Source organism: Streptomyces sp. NPDC057616 (assembly GCF_042800575.1).
GTDB lineage: Bacteria > Actinomycetota > Actinomycetes > Streptomycetales > Streptomycetaceae > Streptomyces.
In genome coordinates this window covers 118,193-136,796 of record NZ_JBHVGU010000022.1, presented here as the reverse complement: position 1 = coordinate 136,796, position 18,604 = coordinate 118,193, and the positions used below count along the sequence as shown (strand labels likewise).

Below are 18,604 nucleotides of genomic sequence, written 5' to 3'. Positions count from 1 at the left end.
TGTCGGTGACGGAAGGCTTCGAGGGTCCGGGCACCACGGCGGCGAGCGCTGCGCTGCCGGCCGTCGTCGCCCGCGTCACCGCGCTCGCCGACCGGCTCGGCGTCGCCCACGCGGAGGTCTTCGACACCGGCCGCCTGTCCGCCGCCTCGGGGGTGCCCGAGCCCGTGGTCAGAGCCCTGCTCAACGGCCGTCCGGCGGGCGAACCCGATGTGCAGGAGCGGTTCCTGCAACGTCTGGACCTGCTGCGCCGCACCCGGCTCAAGCCCAACGGGCGCAAGTACACCCAGCAGGAGATCGCCGACGGCGCGGGCATGTCGCGCCAGCAGGCGGGCGCTCTCATCAACGGCGACCGGCGCCCCACCATGGAGCACTGCGACGCCATCCAGCGCTTCTTCCGGGTGCATGCCGGCTTCCTCACGGCCGAGGACCCCGAGGCCCTCACCGGCGCGCTGCAGAGCACGGAGCAGGAGCTGCTGCACAAGCTCGCCGAGCGGGAGGAGGCCGCGGCCGCCGACGACCCGCTGGAGCGGCTGCTCCAGGACCACGGCGTCCGCGGGATCGCCTGGCGGGCCGCGCAACTCCCCACCGACCAGCACCGCGACAAGGTCGCGGAGTGGCTGGACATGCTCCTGGAGAGCGTCAAACGGCCCGAGTCGTGAGCCGGGGGAGAGCCGTGGGCATCGGAAAAGACATGCGCCGCCTGTGCCAGGAACTGGTCGGGGAACTCACCCTCACCGCGCCCGCCCGGCCCGACGAGCTCTACGGCGCCCTGTGCGCGGCGATGAGCAGGCGCCGCGGGCGGCCGGTCCACTTCCGTACGGCCGCCTTTCCGGCCGGGACCGCGAGCGGCCTGTGGCTCGACATGACCGACCAGGACCTGGTGGTGATCGAGGAACGGACCGCGCCGGACCACCAGTTGGTGATCCTCGGCCACGAGCTGTGGCACATGACGGCCGGGCACCGCGGCCGTCACGTCGAGGGCGCAAGGGTCGCGGCCCGGCTGCTCAGCGACGACGCCGACCTGCGCGCCACCGTCCGCGCGGTGGCCGCCCGCAGCCGCTTCGACCTCGCCGACGAGCAGGAGGCCGAGAGCTTCGGCCTGCTGCTCGGTAGCAGGTGCCGCACCTGGCTGGCGGGTTCGGGGCAGCGCGCGCCGGTGCAGCGCGATCATCTGGCGGGGCGGATCGAGGCGTCGCTGGGGTATCTCGGGCCACAGGGCTGAGCGGCCTCAACTCCCGTCGCCACGGCTCCGGTCGCGCCCCGGACAGCACTGCCGTCCCGCGTACCCCTCACGTCGCGCTGCGCTCGCTCGCCTCTTTCAGCTCGCACTCCACCTGGCGGTTGCGGGCCGTGTCCGGGCGCCCGGCGACGGTGCCGGGGCGCCCGCGCACGAGCAGCTCGCGCCAGCGCTCCCGGCTCCAGTCGGCCACGGCCGTGCTCGCCGTGAAGTCCTCGACCAGCGCGACGAACCGCGCGGGGTCGCTGTGGAACGGGAAGTGGCCCGCCTGCTCGAAGATCTCCAGCCGGCTGCCCGGCATCGCCTCGTGGGCCCTGTACGCGTGCCGCACCGGCACCACGCTGTCGCGGTCGCCCCACAGCAGCATGGTCGGCATGCCCTGGGTCAGATAGCACCGGTCGAGCATGGTGACGACCTGGCCGCGCCAGTCGACGACCGCGCGCAGGGTGCGGATGAAGGCGTTGCGCGAGGTCTCGTCCGGCAGCGCGTCGACGAGCGTGAGCAGTTCGGGTGCGTCCTGGCCGATGTCGGTGTCCAGCAGCCGCATCAGGCCCACCGCGAGGCCCACCTGGAGTCGCATGCCCGGCAGCCGCAGCGCGGACAGCAGCAGATGGGCGCCGGGCACGGAGACCAGCCGCAGCACGGGATTGACCTCGCGGCCGACGCCGCCCGCGCTGACCAGGATGACCCGCTCGGTGCGCTCGGGGAACTGGTAGGCGAACTGCATGGCCACGCCCCCGCCCAGCGAGTGGCCGACCAGCGTCGCCGACTCGATGCCGAGCGTGGTGAGCAGGTCCCGTACGCCGTTCGCGTACGCGGCGACCGAGTAGTCGGCACGCGGCTTGTCCGAGGCGCCGTGGCCGAGCAGGTCGGGGGCGATCACGGTGTGCGTGCGCGCCAGGTCCGGGATCAGCTCCGCCCAGGTGGCCGAGGAGTCGCCGATGCCGTGGATGAGGACCAGCGCCGGGCCCTCGCCGGCCATGCGGAAGGCACGCCGGTAGCCGTGCACCACGCGGTACTTGAGCTCCAGTTCCCCGTCCCCCACCGGGCGCAGCCGTACGGAGCGCACCGGGCTCCGTCCCGGGACGTCGACCATGCACTCGCCTCCCCGTTCCGTGGCCGCACGGCAGCGGCCGTATCCCCTGTTCTCCAGCGTAGAACCGCTTTTCCACAAGGGATTTCGCGGACGTTTCGCCGCCGCTACACGGCCGGCCGGTCCGGCGGGGTGCCGCCGCTCGGGCGACGCCGTGAGCAGGGCGGGAACCCCATTGTCAGTGGTGGCAGGCAAGCTGGAGTTGCGCCCCTTCGTGCGGGCGCGCCGAGACGACGCCGACAGGGGAGAGCCGACGATGCCCACCGCCGTACTGACCGACCGCGAGCGGACCGCCGTGCAGGCCTATCTGCGCCTGTTGCACACCGTACGAGCCGCCTTCGACGGCCCTCCTGGCGATCCTCGACCACCCGTAGTGCCCCCCGCCGTGCTGGAGGAGGCCGAACAGGCCTTGTCGGCCGCGGGCCTGACGGGGAACGAGGAGGAGTTCTTCCGCCTGCTGCAGACCTGGTGCCCCGAGCCGTGACGGCCGCCCGAAGAGGCGTCAGGAGGCGTGCGGGACAGTGATCGCGGTCGCCGCCAGCCCCCGCTGGACGGTCCACCGGCCCTCGAAGTGACCGAGGTGCCGGCCGCCGACCAGCGGGCCGGGGACCAGGAGTTCGGCGCGGAAGCCGCCGTGCAGCGGCGCGCCCGCGTCGACCGACAGCTCGATGTCGGCCTCCGTGAAGTCCAGCCAGCGGCCCGTCAGCGGGAACCACGCCTTGTAGACGGACTCCTTGGCGCTGAACAGCAGCCGGTCCCAGTGGACCTCGGGATGCCGCCCCGTCAGCCGGCGCAGCCGCTCCGTCTCGGTGGGCAGGGACACGGCGTCCAGGACGCCCTCCGGGAGCGGCTGGTGGGGTTCGGCGTCGATGCCGAGGGAGGCCAGGTCGGCGGCGCGGACCAGGGCGGCGGCGCAGTAGCCGTCGCAGTGGGTCATGCTGCCGACGAGCCCGGGCGGCCAGGCCGGCGCTCCGCGCTCGCCGGGCAGCAGCGGCTGCGGCGGCACGCCGAGCTTGTCCATGGCGCGCCGCGCGCAGGCCCGGACGAGGGCGAACTCACGGCGGCGCTTGGGCACCGCCCGCGCCACGACCGCGGCCTCCTCGGGGTACAGCGGCGCGTACTCGCTGCCGTCGTCGCCGTGCACCTCCACGGCCACCACCTCGTGCGGCAGCAGCTCCTCGATCACCCGACGCCCACCTCCTTCGGCAGCACGCGGCGCAGTCGCCCCGGCGGTTCGGGCCGCTTGCGCCACTCGCGCGGGTAGCCGACCGAGACCTCCTCGAAGCGGACGCCCTCGTGGAAGGTGGTCCGCGGGATGTGCAGGTGCCCGTAGACCATCGTCTCCACGCGGAAGCGGCGGTGCCAGTCGGCGGTCAGGTCGGTGCCGCACCACATGGCGAACTCGGGGTACCACAGGACGTCGCAGGGGTGGCGGTCCAGCGGGTAGTGGTTGACGAGCACGGTGGGCAGGTCGGCGGGGATCTCGGCGAGCCTGCGCTCGGTCTCGGCGACCCGCGCCCGGCACCAGGCCTCGCGGCTCGGGTAGGGGTCGGGGTGCAGCAGGTACTCGTCGGTGCACACGATGCCGGTCCCGTGCGCGTACTCCAGGCCCTGCGCCGCGGTGGTGCAGCCGGGCGGCAGGAACGAGTAGTCGTAGAGGAGGAAGAGCGGGGCGACGGCGACGGGGCCGTCGGGCCCCTCCCAGACGGGGTAGGTGTCCTCGGGGGTGAGGACGCCCAGTTCGCGGCACATCTCGACGAGGTGCTCGTAGCGGGCGACGCCACGCAGGGTGACGGGGTCCTTGGGGTGGGTCCACAACTCGTGGTTGCCCGGCACCCAGACCACCCGGGCGAAGCGGCTCGCGAGGGTCTTCAGGGCCCAGCGGATGTCGGAGGCGATCTCCGAGACGTCGCCGGCGACCAGCAGCCAGTCCTCGTCCGACTCGGGGCGCATCTCCTCGACCAGGGCGCGGTTCTCGGTGTATCCGATGTGCAGGTCGCTGATGGCCAGCAGCTGTCCGCCACCCCCGGCCGTCGACGTCACCTCGCGTCCTCCTCCACCCACCGAGCGCACTCACGGACGGCACCACGAGAACACATGGCACGGCCTGCCGACAAGGCGGCCCGTCGGGTGCGAGGTCTCCAGGAATCCGTAACACGGACGTTGCACGCGCACCCCTTCCGAGGCCGTATGATCGCCCCGACACCACCGCCTCGAACTCCTCTCAGACAGGGGCGGTTTGGTGACCCTCCAAACACCCCTGCCCGGGCACGGGCCGCTCCGCCCTGCCCGCACACCGTAAAGGCGGCCTGCATGGTCTCTCGCGTACGCGTCTGGCTCAACCGCACGTACGCGGAGAACGTCTTCTTCATGGATCAGCTGCGCCGAAATCCCAGCGATCGCGCGGTGGAGATCCATGCGACGCACGGGGACGCGGACTCCCCCGTGCTGGCCGCCGCCGACACCGCCGAGCTGGAGCCGGAGGGGCTGTCCCCCGCCGCGTACGTGGAGTTCGCGCTGGCCCAGTGCCGGCGGCGCGGCATCGACGTGTTCGTGCCCCGGCTGCACCAGTCGGCGGTCGTGGCGCACCGCGTTGAGTTCGAGGCCGTGGGCACGGCGCTGCTGGCGCCGCCGCCGGAGGCCGTGGCCGTCTTCGAGGACAAGATCGTCGCCTACGAGGCCGTGCAGGCCATCGGGGCTCCGGTGCCGCCGTGGTGGCGGGTCCGCTCGGCGGAGGAACTCGTCGCCGCCGTGGAGGAGTTGGAGGCGGACGGACACACGGCGTGCTTCAAGCCCGCCTCCGGCGCGGGCGGGGTCGGCTTCCGCATGATCACCCGCTCGCCCTTCTCGATGGTGCACCTCAGCGGCTTCCCCAGCCCGTATGTGCCGCTCGACCTGGTGGTCGAGGCGCTGCGGCAGGCCGACGAGCCCGTCGACTGGCTGGTGATGCCGCGCCTGGAGCAGCCGGAGGTGTCGGTGGACTGCCTCACCGGCCCCGACAACAGGGTCCGGCTGGCCGTGGGCCGCACCAAGAACGGCCGCCGGCGCGGCTTCACGCTCCACGAGCAGTGGCTGGAGCCGGCGCGGCGGATCGCGGAGGGCTTCGGGCTGCACCATCTCTCCAACATCCAGTTCCGCATGTACGGCGACCGGCCGGTCCTGATGGACGTCAACACGCGTCCGGCCGGGGGGCTGCACCAGCTCTCCCTGTGCGGAGTCAACGCCCCATGGGCGGCGGTGCAGTTGGCCCTCGGCGAGGACCCGGGCGAGATCACGCCGCCGTTCCTCGGCCAGGACTACACGGTGGTGTCGGGGCCGCGCCCGCTGCGCCCGGTGACGCTGCCGCAGCAGCGCAGCCAGGAGCCGGAGCCCCTGCTGCCGGCGGTGCCCGCCCCGGCGGGGGAACCGGCCGAGGCCGCCCCGGCGGACACCGGCGCGCGGGCCATCACCCCGGCCTGACGCCCGTACACCCAACCGGTCTGGACCAATCATGGCGCAGCACCTTGACACCATGATTGGTCCATACCAACTTGGTTGCGCACCTTCCTGCACTCCCGAACACCCCCATTTCCCCAGGGAGATCGCATGCGCAACACTTTCGGGCGTCACAGACGCCGGTTCTTCGCACTGCTCGGCTCGGCCGCCCTCGCGCTCGCGGGAGCCATCGCCCTGCCCGGCACGGCCCAGGCGGCCAACATCCTGTCCAATCCCGGCTTCGAGTCGGGCGGCCTCTCCCCGTGGACCTGCTCCGGCAACCTCGGCTCCGTCGTCTCCTCCCCCGTGCACGGCGGCTCCAAGGCCCTGCAGGGCGCGGTGAGTTCCAGCGACAACGCGCAGTGCTCCCAGACCGTGTCGGTCCAGCCGAACACGACCTACTCGCTCAGCGGCTGGGTGCGCGGCTCCTACGTCTACCTCGGCGTCGACGGCGGCGCCTCCACCTGGACCACGTCGCCCTCGGCGTACAGCCAGCTCACCGTCTCCTTCACCACCGGCGCCTCGCAGACCAGCGCGAAGATCTACGTGCACGGCTGGTACGCGCAGGGCACGTACTGGGCGGACGACATCAGCCTGGACGGCCCCGGCGGGGGCGGCGGCGGTGACACCCAGGCGCCTACCGCGCCCACCGGGCTGACCTCCACCGGCAAGACCTCCTCCAGCGTGTCGCTGAAGTGGAACGCCTCCACGGACAACACGGGGGTGACCGCGTACGACATCTACAGCGGCTCCAACCAGGTGCTCAGCGTCTCCGGCACGAGCGCCACGGTCGGCGGGCTCGCGTCGAGCACGGCCTACACCTTCACCGTCAAGGCGCGGGACGCGGCCGGCAACACCTCCGGCGCCTCCAACTCCGTGAGCGTGACCACGGACGCGGGCGGGGGCGGCGGCACCGGCTTCAAGCAGGCTGCGCCCTATCTCTACGAGGGCTGGGGCGACCCGCCGAGCCCGTCGACGGTGATGAGCGCGACCGGCGTCAAGTGGTTCACGATGGCCTTCGTGCTCGACTCCGGCGGCTGCAACCCGGCCTGGGACGGCAGCCGGCCGCTGACCGGTGGCGCCGACCAGAGCGCGATCAACGCCATCCGCTCCGCAGGCGGCGACATCGTGCCGTCCTTCGGTGGCTGGCAGGGCAGCAAGCTCGGCGCCAACTGCTCCTCCGCGAGCGCGCTCGCGGGCGCCCTGCAGAAGGTGATCGACGCCTACTCGCTCAAGGCGATCGACATGGACATCGAGAACACCGACGAGTTCGAGAACGAGGCCGTCCAGGCCAAGATCCTCACCGCGCTGAAGACGGTCAAGGCCAACAACCCCGGCCTGAAGACCATCGTCACCTTCGGCACGTCGACCACCGGCCCGACGTACTACGGCAACCGGCTCATCGAGCAGGCCCAGTCGCTGAACGCCGGCATCGACGTCTTCACCATCATGCCGTTCGACTTCGGCGGCGGCTCGGACATGTACGGCAACACCGTGAACGCGGCGGAGGGCCTGAAGGCCAAGCTGAAGTCGACCTTCGGCTGGGACGACGCCACGGCGTACTCCCACATCGGCATCTCCGGCATGAACGGCCTGTCCGACCAGCAGGAGACCACCACCCCGGCGATCTGGACCCAGATCCGGGACTGGGCGAACAGCCATCACATCGCCCGGCTCGCCTTCTGGTCCGTCAACCGTGACCGGCCCTGCCCGGGCGGCGGCGTGGTGAGCAACTGCTCCGGCATCAGCCAGAACAACTGGCAGTTCACCTCGATCACGGCCGGGTTCACCGGCTGAGTCCGGCGCGCCGGCCCACCGGCCGGCGCCCACGCTCAACGGCGTGGGGGTGCCCCGACCGGGTACCCCCACGCCTTCGCCAACTCCGCCAGCCTCGGCGGCAGTTCGGCCGACTCCTCGGCCGGCCGGGCGGGCTGGACACGGCCCGACCTGATGGTGCTCGACCAGTCGCCGAGCTGCGGGCGGAAGGTGCCGTGGTCCTTCGCGCCGTAGTCCAGCATGCCGCCCTCCCACTCGACGCCGAGGTAGGCGCACAGGCCGCGCGTGGTCCGCTCCGGTTCGGCGGTGAGGTCCTCGTACGTCACCACGTGCGCGTCGAGGGCGTGCCGCGCCGCCTCCAGCTTCTCGCCGTATTCGAGGACCTCGGCGCGGATGGCCTCGTGGTCCGGATCCGCGCGGCGTTCGGTCAGGGAGGCGATGACCGCTCCCGGGTGGCGCAGCAGCAGGATGTAGCGGGCGTCGGGCCAACATCGGTGCAGACGCGGCCAGATGAGGGTGTTGGGCGGGGTCTTGTCGACGATGACGTCCTTGCCGCTGCGGGTCAGCTCCAGATGCAGCACCCGGTCCCACAGCAGATGCTCCAACTCGTCCTTGTCGAGCTGGAGTTCCTGCATGGCGTCGGCGGTGAACCCGCGCGAGAGATGGACGTGCACCGTGCGCAGATGCATCTCGTGCGGGGCGCGGATCCGGCTGTGGCTGTTCAGCAGGACGCGCAGCAGGGTCGAGCCGGAGCGCACCGAGGACAGGACGAAGACCGGCGACTCCACCAGGCGCGGGGCGGGCGGCGCGGTGTACGTCGGCTCGGGGCCGCGCGGGGACGGCACGGCGTCGAGGACGCGGCGCGGCGGACTCACCGCCTGGGCCACGAGCCTCCCGCGGCGCCTGAGACCCTTGCGTATCGCGGACATACGGCGGTCACTCACGTTGACACCTTCCTCTTACCCTTGGGGCCGCATCCCAGGGGGCACAGGCGAACCGCAGGTGTCGCGCAGGGGAACGGAACAGGTCACGGGCGCCGCCGAAGCGCCCGTGACCTGGTGGCTTACCGCTCTCTTAATTTTCGATGGAAATCACGATCGTCCCGCGCCCCGGTACAGCTCCAGTTCCCCGTCCAGCTCGACGGCGAGCACGGTGGCGTACGGATCGAGGTCGGCCTGGGCCGGCGGGTCGATCCACAGCACGCCGACCGCCTCGTGCAGCCCACCGACGACCTCGTGGGAGAGCTCGGTGCCGGTGCCCAGCACGGTGACCCGGCGCACCCCCGTCGCGAGGCCGCGGACGCCGATCTCGGCACGCGGGGCGTCGAACAGGACGAGGTAGAGCGTGCGCCGGTCGGCCGACAGGGTGCTGGGCCCGTAGTGGTGCCCGGCCGGCAGCCCGCGCACCGTCCCGTACACCGCGTCCGCGTGCCGGCGGATCCACTCCCCCAGCCCCTCCAGGCGCTCGGCCTGCGGCTCGGGGATGGTGCCGTCCTCCCTCGGGCCGACGTCCAGCAGCAGGTTGCCGCCCCCACCGATGGTCTCGGTGAAGTAGCGGATCAGCTGGGCCAGCGACTTGTGGTGGTGGTCGTGATGCTGGAAGCCCCATGAGTCGTTGATCGTCAGGCACAGCTCCCAGGGGCCGTCCGGAGGCACGATCGGGGCTCCCTGCTCGGGGGTGGCGTAGTCGCCCTCGCCGAGCATGCGCGCGTTGAAGACCACGTCCGGCACGTACGAGCGGACCAGCGCCGCGAGTTCGGGGATGCGCCACTGCTCCTCGCTGCGCTCCCACTCGCCGTCGAACCACATCAGGTCCGGCCGGTAGCGGTGGGCCAACTCCCCCACCTGGCCGTCCCGGTAGGCGATGAACCGCTCCCAGGCCGCCAGGTCCTCGTCCTCGGCCGCGCACTCCGAGTAGGGGTTGTCCTCCAGCTCCGGCGGACGGCCCGGCTTGCGGGTGGAGGCGTAGTCGGGGTGGTTCCAGTCGGAGTGGGAGTAGTAGAGGCCGACCTTGAGCCCCTTCTCCCGCAGGGCCTCGGCGTACGGGCCGAGGTGGTCCTTGCCGAGGTTGAGGTCGCCGTACCGCGTGTCCCACAGGGCCACGCCGTCGTGGTGACGGCTCGTCAGCACCGCGTACCGGGCACCGGCGCGGGCGAACAGGTCCGCCCACCCGCGCGGGTCGTAGGCGGCGCCCGTGAAGCGCTCCAGCTGGGACATGTACCGCTCGTGGGGCACGATGCCGTCGTAGAACGACCAGGACTCCTGGACGCCGTCGACGGCGTAGATGCCCCAGTGCACGAAGATCCCCAGCTTGGCGTCGGTGAACCAGGGTTGCATCGCCATCGGTCAGCCCCTGCGCAGCCGCAGCGTCAGGATCTGGAACGGCCGCAGCGTGACGGGGACGCCGCCGTCGACGACCTCCGCGTCCTCGAGCGGGCGCTCCAGCAGGTCCGTCACCCGGGCGCCGGCCAGCGGGAAGCCGGTGCGCAGCACGCCCTGGCCACGGCCGCCGCGGGACTCGTAGAGCCGCACCACGACATCGCCCGAGGCGTCGTCGGCGAGCTTCACGGCCTCCACGGTCACGCCCTCACCGTCCACCGAGACCACCGGCTCCGGCGCGCCCGCCGCATCCGCCACCCGCAGCGGCAGGTTGAGCGCGTAGCCCTCGGCCACGGCGTCCTCGATGCTCGCGCCCGGCAGCAGGGAGTACACGAAGCGGTGGCGGCCCTGGTCGGCCTCCGGGTCCGGCACGCGCGGGGCGCGGACCAGGCTGAGGCTGACCCGCGTCGTGGTCCCACCGTCGTCGCGGACCGTGCGGGTCACGTCGTGGCCGCAGGTCGAGTCGTTGATGATCGCGACCCCGTAGCCGGGTTCGGCCACGTGCACCCAGCGGTGGCCGGAGACCTCGAAACGGGCCGCCTCCCAGCTGGTGTTGGTGTGCGTGGGCCGCTGGACGTGCCCGAACTGGATCTCCGCGGAGGAGTGCGGCGCCCGGACGTCCACCGGGAAGCCCGCCTTGAGGATCTTCTCGGCCTCGTGCCAGTCGATGTCCGTCTCGAAGTCGACACGGGGGCTGCCGGCCCGCAGCGTGATCGTCTGGGTGATCCTGGACCCCTTGCCGAAGGCGCGCTCGACCCGGATCGAGCCGACCAGCGGGTCCGCCTCGGTCACGGTGACCGCCTCAGGCTGGAGCAGGTCGGTGTAGCGGTTCCGGTAGTGCTTGTCGATGTCCCAGGCGTCCCAGTAGTTGGGCAGGTCGGTGTGCAGGCGCAGCAAGTTGCCCCGGTCGGCGAGGACTTCGCGGTTGGCCCGGAGGTCGAAGACGGAGGACAGGGTGCCGTCCTCGGCCACCTCGACCCGGACCAGGCCGTTGTCGAGGACGCGGCCCTCGACGGTCACCGGCCGCGGCGGCTCGGCGGCGGTGAGCGGGGCGCTGCCGCTCGCGGGCACGTGCACGTACGCGGGCTCACCCGCGGAGGTGCGGACCACCTCGGCGCGGGCGTAAGGGCTGGTGTTGAACACGCGGGGGCCGCCGCCGCCCAGCGCGGCGATCGCCTCGGCCGTCAGCGCCTCCAACTCCCCTGCCACGCGCGCGTATTCGGCCTCCGCCTCGCGGTGCACCCAGGCGATCGAGGACCCCGGCAGGATGTCGTGGAACTGGTGCAGCAGCACCGTCTTCCACAGCCGGTCCAGCCTCTCGTACGGGTAGGTGTAGCCGGGAGCGTGCAGCGCGGCGGTCGTCGCCCACAACTCGGCCTCGCGCAGCAGGTGTTCGCTGCGGCGGTTGCCCTGCTTGGTGCGGGCCTGGGTGGTGTAGGTGGCGCGGTGCAGCTCCAGGTAGAGCTCGCCGTTCCAGACCGGGGCGTCCGGGTACTCCTCGCGGGCCTTGGCGAAGAAGGTGTCGGGGTGCTCGACGACGACCTTGGGCGAGCCCTCCAGGTCGGCGAGCCGGCGCGCCCGCTCCATGATCTCGCGGGTGGGGCCGCCGCCGCCGTCGCCCCAGCCGAACGGGGCGAGCGAGCGCGTCCCCGCGCCCTTCTCCGCGTAGTTGCGCACCGCGCGGTCCATCTCCTCGCCGCTGAAGCGGGCGTTGTAGGTGTCGACCGGCGGGAAGTGGGTGAAGATGCGGGTGCCGTCGATGCCCTCCCACCAGAAGGTGTGGTGGGGGAAGGTGTTGGTCTGGTTCCAGGAGATCTTCTGGGTGAGGAACCAGTCGTTGCCGGCGAGCTTGGCGAGCTGCGGGTAGGCGGCGTTGTAGCCGAAGGAGTCCGGCAGCCACACGCCCTTGGTCTCGATGCCGAAGTGCTCGATGAAGAACCGCTTGCCGTGGACCAGCTGGCGGGCGATCGCCTCGCCGCCGGGCAGGTTGCCGTCGGACTCCACCCACATGCCGCCGACCGGCGCCCACTGGCCCTTGGCGACGGACTTCTTGATCCGCTCCCACACCTGCGGGTAGTTGTCGCGCACCCACTCGTACTGCTGGGCCTGCGAGCAGGCGAAGATGAACTCCTCGTACTCGTCGGCGAGCGCGGTGACGTTGGAGAAGGTGCGGGACGTCTTGCGCTTGGTCTCGCGGATGGGCCACAGCCACGCGGAGTCGATGTGCGCGTGCCCGACGCCGGAGACGGTGTGCGCGCTGGCGTGCGCGGGCCTGGCCAGGACCGGCGCGAGCACCGCGCGGACGGCGGCCGCGCTGCCGGCGACGTCGTCCAGGTCCAGGGCGTCCATGGCGCGGTCCAGGGCGTGCAGGATCTCGTGGCGGCGCGGCTCGTGCTCGCCGAGGTGGACCATGAGCTCGCGCAGCACCTGGAGGTCCAGGTCGAGGTGGAAGACCTCCTCGTCGAGGACGGCGAGGTCGGCGCGCCGGAAGGTGTAGAGCGGCTTGTCGCCGGCGGTGAGCACGTCGCCCAGGGGCGTGGGCGCGGCGAAGTCGCCCGCCAGGATGTCGGGGTTGGAGGCGGCCTCGACCAGGTAGTCGATCTCCTCTCCGCCCGCCGCCGGGTTCGCGATCGGAACGTACTGGTTGAGCGGGTTGACCGCCTTCAGCGGCGTCCCGTCCGCGAGGTGGACCAGCGCCTCGGCCTGGTTGCCCGGCCAGTCGCCGACGAAGCCGAGGTCGATGACCGTCTCGACGCGCCGGCCGGCCCACTCGGCGGGCACTTGCCCCCGCATGCGGAACCAGGTGGTGCCCCAGGGCGGGCCCCAGGGGGTGTCCATCGCGAAGGGCTCGTAGGAGGCGGCCGCGGCCTCCTCGAACGGGACCGGCTCGCCCGGCGCCTGCCAGGCCTCGACCGTCAGGGGAACGGTGACCGCGTAGAGCGCGGGCTTGATGCGCTGGTTGTGGAGGCGCTCGGCGCGCTCCTCGATCCGGCGGCGTTCGTCGTGCATGAGAGGTCTCCAGAGAGGGCGGCGGGGCGGCGAGCGCGCAGGGGAAAGCGCTTTCCGCCCGGAGCTTACTTCAGGTAGGAAAGGCCCGGGTGGACGTTCGTGTAGCCCTCGACCAGCCGTCGGGCCACATTCACGGAGTCGACGAGCGGATGCAGCGCGAACGCCTTCACCGCCGTCGCCCGGGAGCCGGACCCGGCGGCGGCCAGCACCTCGCGCTCGACCGCCTTGACCGCGCAGACCAGGCCGGTGGCGTGGTCGGGCAGCGGGGCGACGGTGACCGGGTGGGCGCCGTTGGCGTCGACCAGGCACGGGACCTCGATGACGGCCTCGGTGTCGAGCACCGACAGGGTCCCGCGGTTGCGGACGTTGAGGATCAGCGTGGTGCGCTCGTCGCGGGCGATGGCCCGCATCAGGGCGAGGGCGACCTTCTCGTAGCCGCCGGAGAGGTCGTCGGCGTCGCGTTCACCGGCGCCCGCGCTCTCCCGGTTCTCGGCCATGTACGTCGCCTCGCGCTCGGCCCGGGTGCGGTCCCAGGCGGCGAGCGCACCGGCGCCGGGGTCGCGCATCTCCTCGTAGAAGCGGGCCTGCTGGTCGCGCAGGAAGGCGCCGCGGGTCTTCTCGGCCTGCTGGTAGGCGCGCACGGCCTCGCGGTTGAAGTAGTAGTAGTGCAGGTACTCGTTGGGGATCGCGCCGAGGGACTGCAGCCAGTCGACGCCGAAGAGCTTGCCCTCCTCGAAGGAGCCGAGCAGGTCGGGGTCGGCGAGCAGCCGCGGGAGCTCGTCGCGGCCGGCGATGTGCAGGCCGCGCACCCAGCCGAGGTGGTTGAGGCCGACGTAGTCGATCCACGCCTCCTGCGGGTTGCCGCCGAGGACGCGGGCGATCCGGCGGCCGAGTCCGACCGGGGAGTCGCAGATGCCGATGACGCGGTCGCCGAGGTGGCGGGACATCGCCTCGGTGACCAGGCCGGCCGGGTTGGTGAAGTTGATGACCCAGGCCTCGGGTGCGAGTCGGGCCACGCGCCGGGCGATGTCGACGGCGACCGGGACGGTGCGCAGTCCGTAGGCGATGCCGCCCGCGCCGACGGTCTCCTGACCGAGGACGCCCTCCGCGAGGGCCACGCGCTCGTCCTGCGCCCTGCCCTCCAGGCCGCCGACGCGGATCGCGGAGAAGACGAAGTCGGCGCCGCGCAGGGCTGCGTCGAGGTCGGTCGTGACGGTCACCGTGGGGGCGTCGGCACGGCCCGCCGCCTGCTCGGCCAGGACCCGGGCGACCGCGCCCAGCCGGCCGGCGTCCAGGTCGTGCAGCACCACCTCGGTGACCCGCCCCTCGGCGTGGTCGGTCAGCAGCGCGCCGTACACCAGCGGCACCCGGAACCCGCCGCCGCCCAGAATCGTCAGCTTCACCCTTGCACCTTTCCTGCCAGGACCACCTCGACGCCCGCCTCCTCCAGGGAGGAGCGGGTCGCCGGGTCGACCTGCGCGTTCGTCACCACCGCGTCCAGGTCCTCGGGACCGCAGACCTTCGCCATCCCCGTACCCGGGAACTTCGCCGTGTCCGCGAGCAGCACGACCTTGTCGCTCGCCTTGATCATGGCGCGCTTGACCGGCACCTCGACGACCGTCGTGTCCATCACCTGCCCACCCGGACGCACTCCACTGGTGCCCAGGAAGAGCCAGTCCGCGTGCAGCTGGCGCAGATTGTCCTCGGTGAGGAAGCCGACCAGGGAGCGGTACTCGCGGCGCACCATGCCGCCGAGCAGCACCAGCTCGATGCCCTCGTCGTCGGCGAGCTCCTCGTAGACCACCAGGTTGCTGGTGATCACGGTGAGGCGGCGGCCGTGCAGCTGGCGGGCCAGCCGGTAGGCGGTGGTGCCGATGTCGAGCAGTACCGACTGGCCGTCGGCGACCATCGCCGCGGCGCGCGCGGCTATCGCGTCCTTCTCGGCCACGCGCACCTCGGCGACCTCGGCGAAGGGCTGGTCGCCCTCCTCCACGACGGCGCCGCCGTGCACGCGGGTCAGCAGCCCGTCCTCCTCCAGCTTGACCAGGTCGCGCCTGATCGTGGCGGGACTCACGTCCAGCTTCTCGGAGAGGTCGGTCACGGACGCGGGGCCGCCGGAGCGCAGGGCCCGCAGGATGAGTTGATGTCGTCGTTCAGCCAGCACGCCGTGAACACTACTCGTCATCTTCAATCATTTCTATGCTCACTTCTGCTTGGGTATTGACCAATCTCGCGGAGCGGCGCACGATTCCCGTCATCGAAATTGACGTGTTTTGACGAGAGGCTGCGCGTGGACGACGACAGGCCCGAGGTGCTGCTGACCGGGCTGCTCTTCTACGACCTCGTCCTCACGGGGCTCGGGAAGCCGCCGGCGCCGGGCGAGGAGATCTGGACGGCCGGCATGGGCTGCGGCCCCGGCGGCATCGCGAACCTCGCGGTGGCCGCCTCCCGCTTCGGCCTGCGCACCTCGCTGGCCACGGTCTTCGGCGACGACTTCTACGGCACGTACTGCCGCGACGTCATCGGCGGCCAGGAAGGCGTCGACCTCTCGCTCTCCCGCACCGCGGACGGCTGGCCCACCCCCGTCACCGTCTCGCTGGCCGCCGGGCACGACCGGGCCCTGGTCACGCACGGCCAGGAGCCCCCGTACTCCCAGGACGCGCTGGTGGGCGACCCGCCCGAGGCGCGCACCGCCCTCGTCCACCTCGAGACCGAACCGCGCGCCTGGCTCGCCAAGGCCGCCGCGAACGGCACGCAGATCTACGCCGACGTCGGCTGGGACCCCACCCAGGAGTGGTCCCCGGACCTGCTGGACCAGCTCGCCCTGTGCCACGCATTCCTCCCCAACGAGACCGAGGCGATGGCCTACACCCGCACCGGCAGCGCGGTCGCGGCCCTCGGCACGCTCTCCGAGCTGGTGCCGGTCGCCGTGGTGACCCGGGGCCGGGACGGCGCCGTCGCCGTCGACCAGACCACCGGCGAGTACGCCGAGGTGCCGGCGCTGGACGTGGACGTCCTGGACGCCACCGGCGCCGGCGACGTGTTCGGTGCGAGCTTCGTGGCGGCCTCCCTCGGCGGCTGGCCGCTGGAGGAGCGGCTGCGCTTCGCCGTGCTCGCGGCGGGACTGTCCGTCCGCCACCACGGCGGCGCCCTGGCCGCCCCCGGCTGGTACGGCGTCGACCGCTGGTGGCGCTCCCTGACCGACTCCGGGCTGCGGCGCGCGTACGGCTTCCTCGCGGACCGGATCCCCGCGGACGTCGGCCCGCCGGTCCGGTACGCCCCCGTCACGCCGCCCGTGCGGCCGTGGTGACCTCCCATGCCCCCCTCATGACGCCCCTCTCATGCGAAGTCCAGAAAAGATCCGAAAGGCGGTGGGAGCTGTGCGGCTCTCACGAAGAGGCCTGCTGCGCGCGGGCCTGGCCGGTACGGCCGCCACGGCCCTCGGCGGCCTGACGTCCGGCTGTGCCGTACCGGCCGGCTCGACCGGCCGGAACATGGTCCTGTGGTACTGGGACGGCGGCCTCGGCGACACGGTCCTGAAGAAGGCCAAGGCCCGTTACGACTCCACGGTGGACCTCAAGGCCATCAAGATCGGCGGCTACTACCGGTCCAAGCTGATCACCACGCTCACCGGCCGCGCCCACGTCCCCGACATCGCGGGCCTCAAGGGCGAGGACATGGCGTCCTATCTGCCCGACGCCGACCAGTTCGTGGACCTGCGCACGCTCGGCGCGCAGAAGTACGAGTCCCAGTACCTGCCGTGGAAGTGGCAGCAGGGCATCGCCGACGACGGCACCATGGTCGGCTTCCCCATCGACTGCGGCCCGGTGGCGCACTTCTACCAGTACGAGGTGTTCCGGAAGGCGGGGCTGCCCTACGAACCCGCCGACGTCTCGGCGGAGTTGAACACCTGGGAGAAGTTCTTCGCGGCCGGCGAGCGGCTGAGGAAGCGGATCCGCGGGACCTCGCTGCTCACCGACGTCAACAGCGTCTTCGAGAACATCGTGCAGCAGGGCAGCAGGCGCTACGTCGACAAGGACCGCCACTTCATCGGCGACCAGGAGCATGTGCGCCACGCCTGGCGGCTCGCCGTGGAGGCGAAGCGGCGCGGCATCGTCTCCGACCTCGTCACCGGCACTCCCGACCAGATCTCCGCGGTGGACACCGGCAAGCTCCCCAGCCAGCTCGGCGCCTCCTGGGCGACGTACGACATCAAGAACGGCAACCCGAAGACCAAGGGCAAGTGGCGGATCGCCGACATGCCGGTGCGGCCGTCCAACAACGGCGGCTCGTTCCTGTCGATCACCAAGGCGTGCCGGGAGCCCGAGCGGGCCTTCGAGATCATCGCGTGGATGCTCAACGCGGCCAACCAGGCCTCGGGTTACGTCGACGCGGGCCTGTTCCCCTCCACGCCCGCCTCCTACGGCCTGAAGCAACTGCGCGAACCCGACCCGTTCTTCGGTGGCCAGGTGACCACGGACGTGTTCGGGCCGGCCGCGCAGAAGATCGTGGTCGCCTACAACAGCCCGTACGACGTGGCGCTCGGGCAGCCCATCAAGGACGAGATCAAGAACGTCGGCGTCCTCGGCAAGGACCCGGACAAGGCCTGGAGTGACGCCATGAGCAAGTGCCGGCGCATCGCGAAGCACCTGGGGGTGAGCTACTGATGGCCACCGCCCTGGAGAAGCCTCCCGTCATCGCGGCGCGGACCTCGACCGCCGGACCCCGCTCGGGATTGCGCAAGTACTGGCACCTGTATGCCGCGATCTCCCCCTTCTACCTCCTCTTCCTCGCCTTCGGCCTGGTCCCCGTCGGCTTCTCGCTCTATCTCTCCTTCCACCGCTGGGACGGCCTCGGCCCCATGGAGTGGGCCGGCCTGTCGCAGTACCAGTACCTGCTGAGCGACAGCGACTTCTGGAGCTCGATCGGCAACACGCTGCTGATCTGGGCGCTGGCCACCTTCCCCATGATCTTCCTGGCGATGGTCACGGCCGTGATGCTCAACTCGGCGGTCCGCTTCAAGAACGGCTACCGCTTCGCCTACTTCCTGCCCAACGTCACCTCGGTCGTCGCGATCGCCATCGTCTTCGGCTCGGTCTTCTCCACCAACTTCGGCCTGGTGAACGCCCTGTTGCAGGCGGTGGGCCTGGACCAGGTGGCCTGGCTGAACACGCCCTGGGGCATCAAGGTCGCCATCGCGACGCTGATGACGTGGCAGTGGACCGGCTACAACGCGATCATCTTCCTGGCCGGCCTGCAGACCATCCCGAGCGAGCTCTACGAGGCGGCACGGGTGGACGGCGCGAACCCCGTGCAGACCTTCTTCCGGATCACGCTGCCGATGCTGCGGCCGACGCTGCTGTTCGTGCTCGTGGTCTCGACGGTGACCGGCCTGCAGAGCTTCACCGAGGCGCAGGTGCTGCTGCAGAACACCTCCAACGACTCCACGTTCTCCGGAGGTCCGGGCCACGCGGGCCGCACGATGGTCCTCTACTTCTTCCAGCAGACCTTCGACAACAACGACTTCGGCTACGGCGCCGCCGTGGCGTGGGGGATCTTCCTCGTCGTCGTCATCTTCTCGATCATCAACTGGCGGCTGGTGCAGCGCCGGGGCGAAGACTAGGAGGCCGGAACGCC

Annotated in this window: 16 protein-coding genes; 8 read left to right on the top strand and 8 right to left on the bottom strand. The window is 71.6% G+C overall.

Features of this window, described 5'->3' with window-relative positions:
* Positions 1-5: 5 nt before the first annotated feature.
* Both ACFU97_RS26910 and ACFU97_RS26905 read left to right on the top strand, forming a co-directional pair.
* Positions 6-659: a helix-turn-helix domain-containing protein gene (locus tag ACFU97_RS26910; protein ID WP_384261239.1), complete on the top strand. Its 654-nt coding sequence runs from the start codon at positions 6-8 to the stop codon at positions 657-659.
* Between the two features lie 14 nt (positions 660-673).
* Positions 674-1,222 carry a toxin-antitoxin system, toxin component gene (locus ACFU97_RS26905; protein ID WP_384261237.1) on the top strand — a complete coding sequence of 183 codons (549 nt, stop codon included), beginning with the start codon at positions 674-676 and terminating at the stop codon, positions 1,220-1,222.
* Between the two features lie 67 nt (positions 1,223-1,289).
* Here ACFU97_RS26905 and ACFU97_RS26900 read toward each other — a convergent pair whose 3' ends face one another.
* Positions 1,290-2,333, bottom strand: a complete 1,044-nt coding sequence (locus ACFU97_RS26900) for an alpha/beta fold hydrolase (protein ID WP_384261234.1) — start codon at positions 2,331-2,333, stop codon at positions 1,290-1,292.
* 253 nt (positions 2,334-2,586) lie between these two features.
* Here ACFU97_RS26900 and ACFU97_RS26895 point away from each other — a divergent pair, with 253 nt between their 5' ends.
* On the top strand, positions 2,587-2,814 hold the full coding sequence (locus ACFU97_RS26895) for a hypothetical protein (protein ID WP_384261232.1): 228 nt from the start codon (positions 2,587-2,589) through the stop codon (positions 2,812-2,814).
* 18 nt (positions 2,815-2,832) lie between these two features.
* Here the strand turns inward: ACFU97_RS26895 and ACFU97_RS26890 are convergent, their stop codons facing one another.
* Positions 2,833-3,516, bottom strand: a complete 684-nt coding sequence (locus ACFU97_RS26890; protein ID WP_384261230.1) for a 4'-phosphopantetheinyl transferase — start codon at positions 3,514-3,516, stop codon at positions 2,833-2,835.
* On the bottom strand, positions 3,513-4,373 hold the full coding sequence (locus ACFU97_RS26885) for a metallophosphoesterase family protein (RefSeq protein ID WP_384261227.1): 861 nt from the start codon (positions 4,371-4,373) through the stop codon (positions 3,513-3,515). The genes ACFU97_RS26890 and ACFU97_RS26885 overlap by 4 nt, the downstream gene beginning before the upstream one ends.
* Positions 4,374-4,643: 270 nt before the next feature.
* Here ACFU97_RS26885 and ACFU97_RS26880 point away from each other — a divergent pair, with 270 nt between their 5' ends.
* Together ACFU97_RS26880 and ACFU97_RS26875 are read left to right on the top strand one after the other, a co-directional pair.
* Positions 4,644-5,789, top strand: coding sequence for an ATP-grasp domain-containing protein (locus tag ACFU97_RS26880; RefSeq protein WP_384261225.1), 1,146 nt, complete (start codon positions 4,644-4,646; stop codon positions 5,787-5,789).
* A 126-nt stretch (positions 5,790-5,915) separates the two neighbouring features.
* Positions 5,916-7,601: a carbohydrate binding domain-containing protein gene (locus ACFU97_RS26875; RefSeq protein ID WP_384261223.1), complete on the top strand. Its 1,686-nt coding sequence runs from the start codon at positions 5,916-5,918 to the stop codon at positions 7,599-7,601.
* Between the two features lie 35 nt (positions 7,602-7,636).
* On the opposite strand, the gene ACFU97_RS26870 is transcribed toward ACFU97_RS26875, so the two are convergent.
* From ACFU97_RS26870 to ACFU97_RS26850, 5 genes are all read right to left on the bottom strand, one after another.
* Positions 7,637-8,509, bottom strand: coding sequence for a sulfotransferase family protein (locus tag ACFU97_RS26870; protein ID WP_384261333.1), 873 nt, complete (start codon positions 8,507-8,509; stop codon positions 7,637-7,639).
* Positions 8,510-8,671: 162 nt separating this feature from the next.
* Positions 8,672-9,922 carry an alpha-L-fucosidase gene (locus tag ACFU97_RS26865; protein ID WP_384261222.1) on the bottom strand — a complete coding sequence of 417 codons (1,251 nt, stop codon included), beginning with the start codon at positions 9,920-9,922 and terminating at the stop codon, positions 8,672-8,674.
* Between the two features lie 3 nt (positions 9,923-9,925).
* Entirely contained in the window at positions 9,926-12,967 is a 3,042-nt protein-coding gene (locus ACFU97_RS26860; RefSeq protein ID WP_384261219.1) for an alpha-mannosidase, read from the bottom strand.
* 65 nt (positions 12,968-13,032) lie between these two features.
* Positions 13,033-14,370 (bottom strand): 6-phospho-beta-glucosidase, encoded by a 1,338-nt coding sequence (locus tag ACFU97_RS26855; protein ID WP_384261217.1) that lies wholly within the window; start codon positions 14,368-14,370, stop codon positions 13,033-13,035.
* Complete coding sequence (locus ACFU97_RS26850; RefSeq protein ID WP_384261214.1) at positions 14,367-15,131, bottom strand: DeoR/GlpR family DNA-binding transcription regulator; 765 nt, start codon at positions 15,129-15,131, stop codon at positions 14,367-14,369. The genes ACFU97_RS26855 and ACFU97_RS26850 overlap by 4 nt, the downstream gene beginning before the upstream one ends.
* A 126-nt stretch (positions 15,132-15,257) precedes the next feature.
* Between ACFU97_RS26850 and ACFU97_RS26845 the strand changes: the two genes are divergently transcribed.
* The 3 genes from ACFU97_RS26845 to ACFU97_RS26835 all read left to right on the top strand — a co-directional run bounded on the left by ACFU97_RS26845 (position 15,258) and on the right by ACFU97_RS26835 (position 18,590).
* The gene (locus tag ACFU97_RS26845; RefSeq protein WP_384261212.1) at positions 15,258-16,277 is read left to right on the top strand and encodes a carbohydrate kinase family protein; all 1,020 of its coding nucleotides are present in this window, start codon (positions 15,258-15,260) and stop codon (positions 16,275-16,277) included.
* A 70-nt stretch (positions 16,278-16,347) separates the two neighbouring features.
* A complete protein-coding gene (locus ACFU97_RS26840; protein WP_384261210.1) occupies positions 16,348-17,634 on the top strand; it encodes an ABC transporter substrate-binding protein in 1,287 nt (428 codons plus the stop codon).
* Positions 17,634-18,590: a carbohydrate ABC transporter permease gene (locus ACFU97_RS26835; RefSeq protein ID WP_384261207.1), complete on the top strand. Its 957-nt coding sequence runs from the start codon at positions 17,634-17,636 to the stop codon at positions 18,588-18,590. The genes ACFU97_RS26840 and ACFU97_RS26835 overlap by 1 nt, the downstream gene beginning before the upstream one ends.
* The last annotated feature ends 14 nt before the right edge of the window (positions 18,591-18,604 follow it).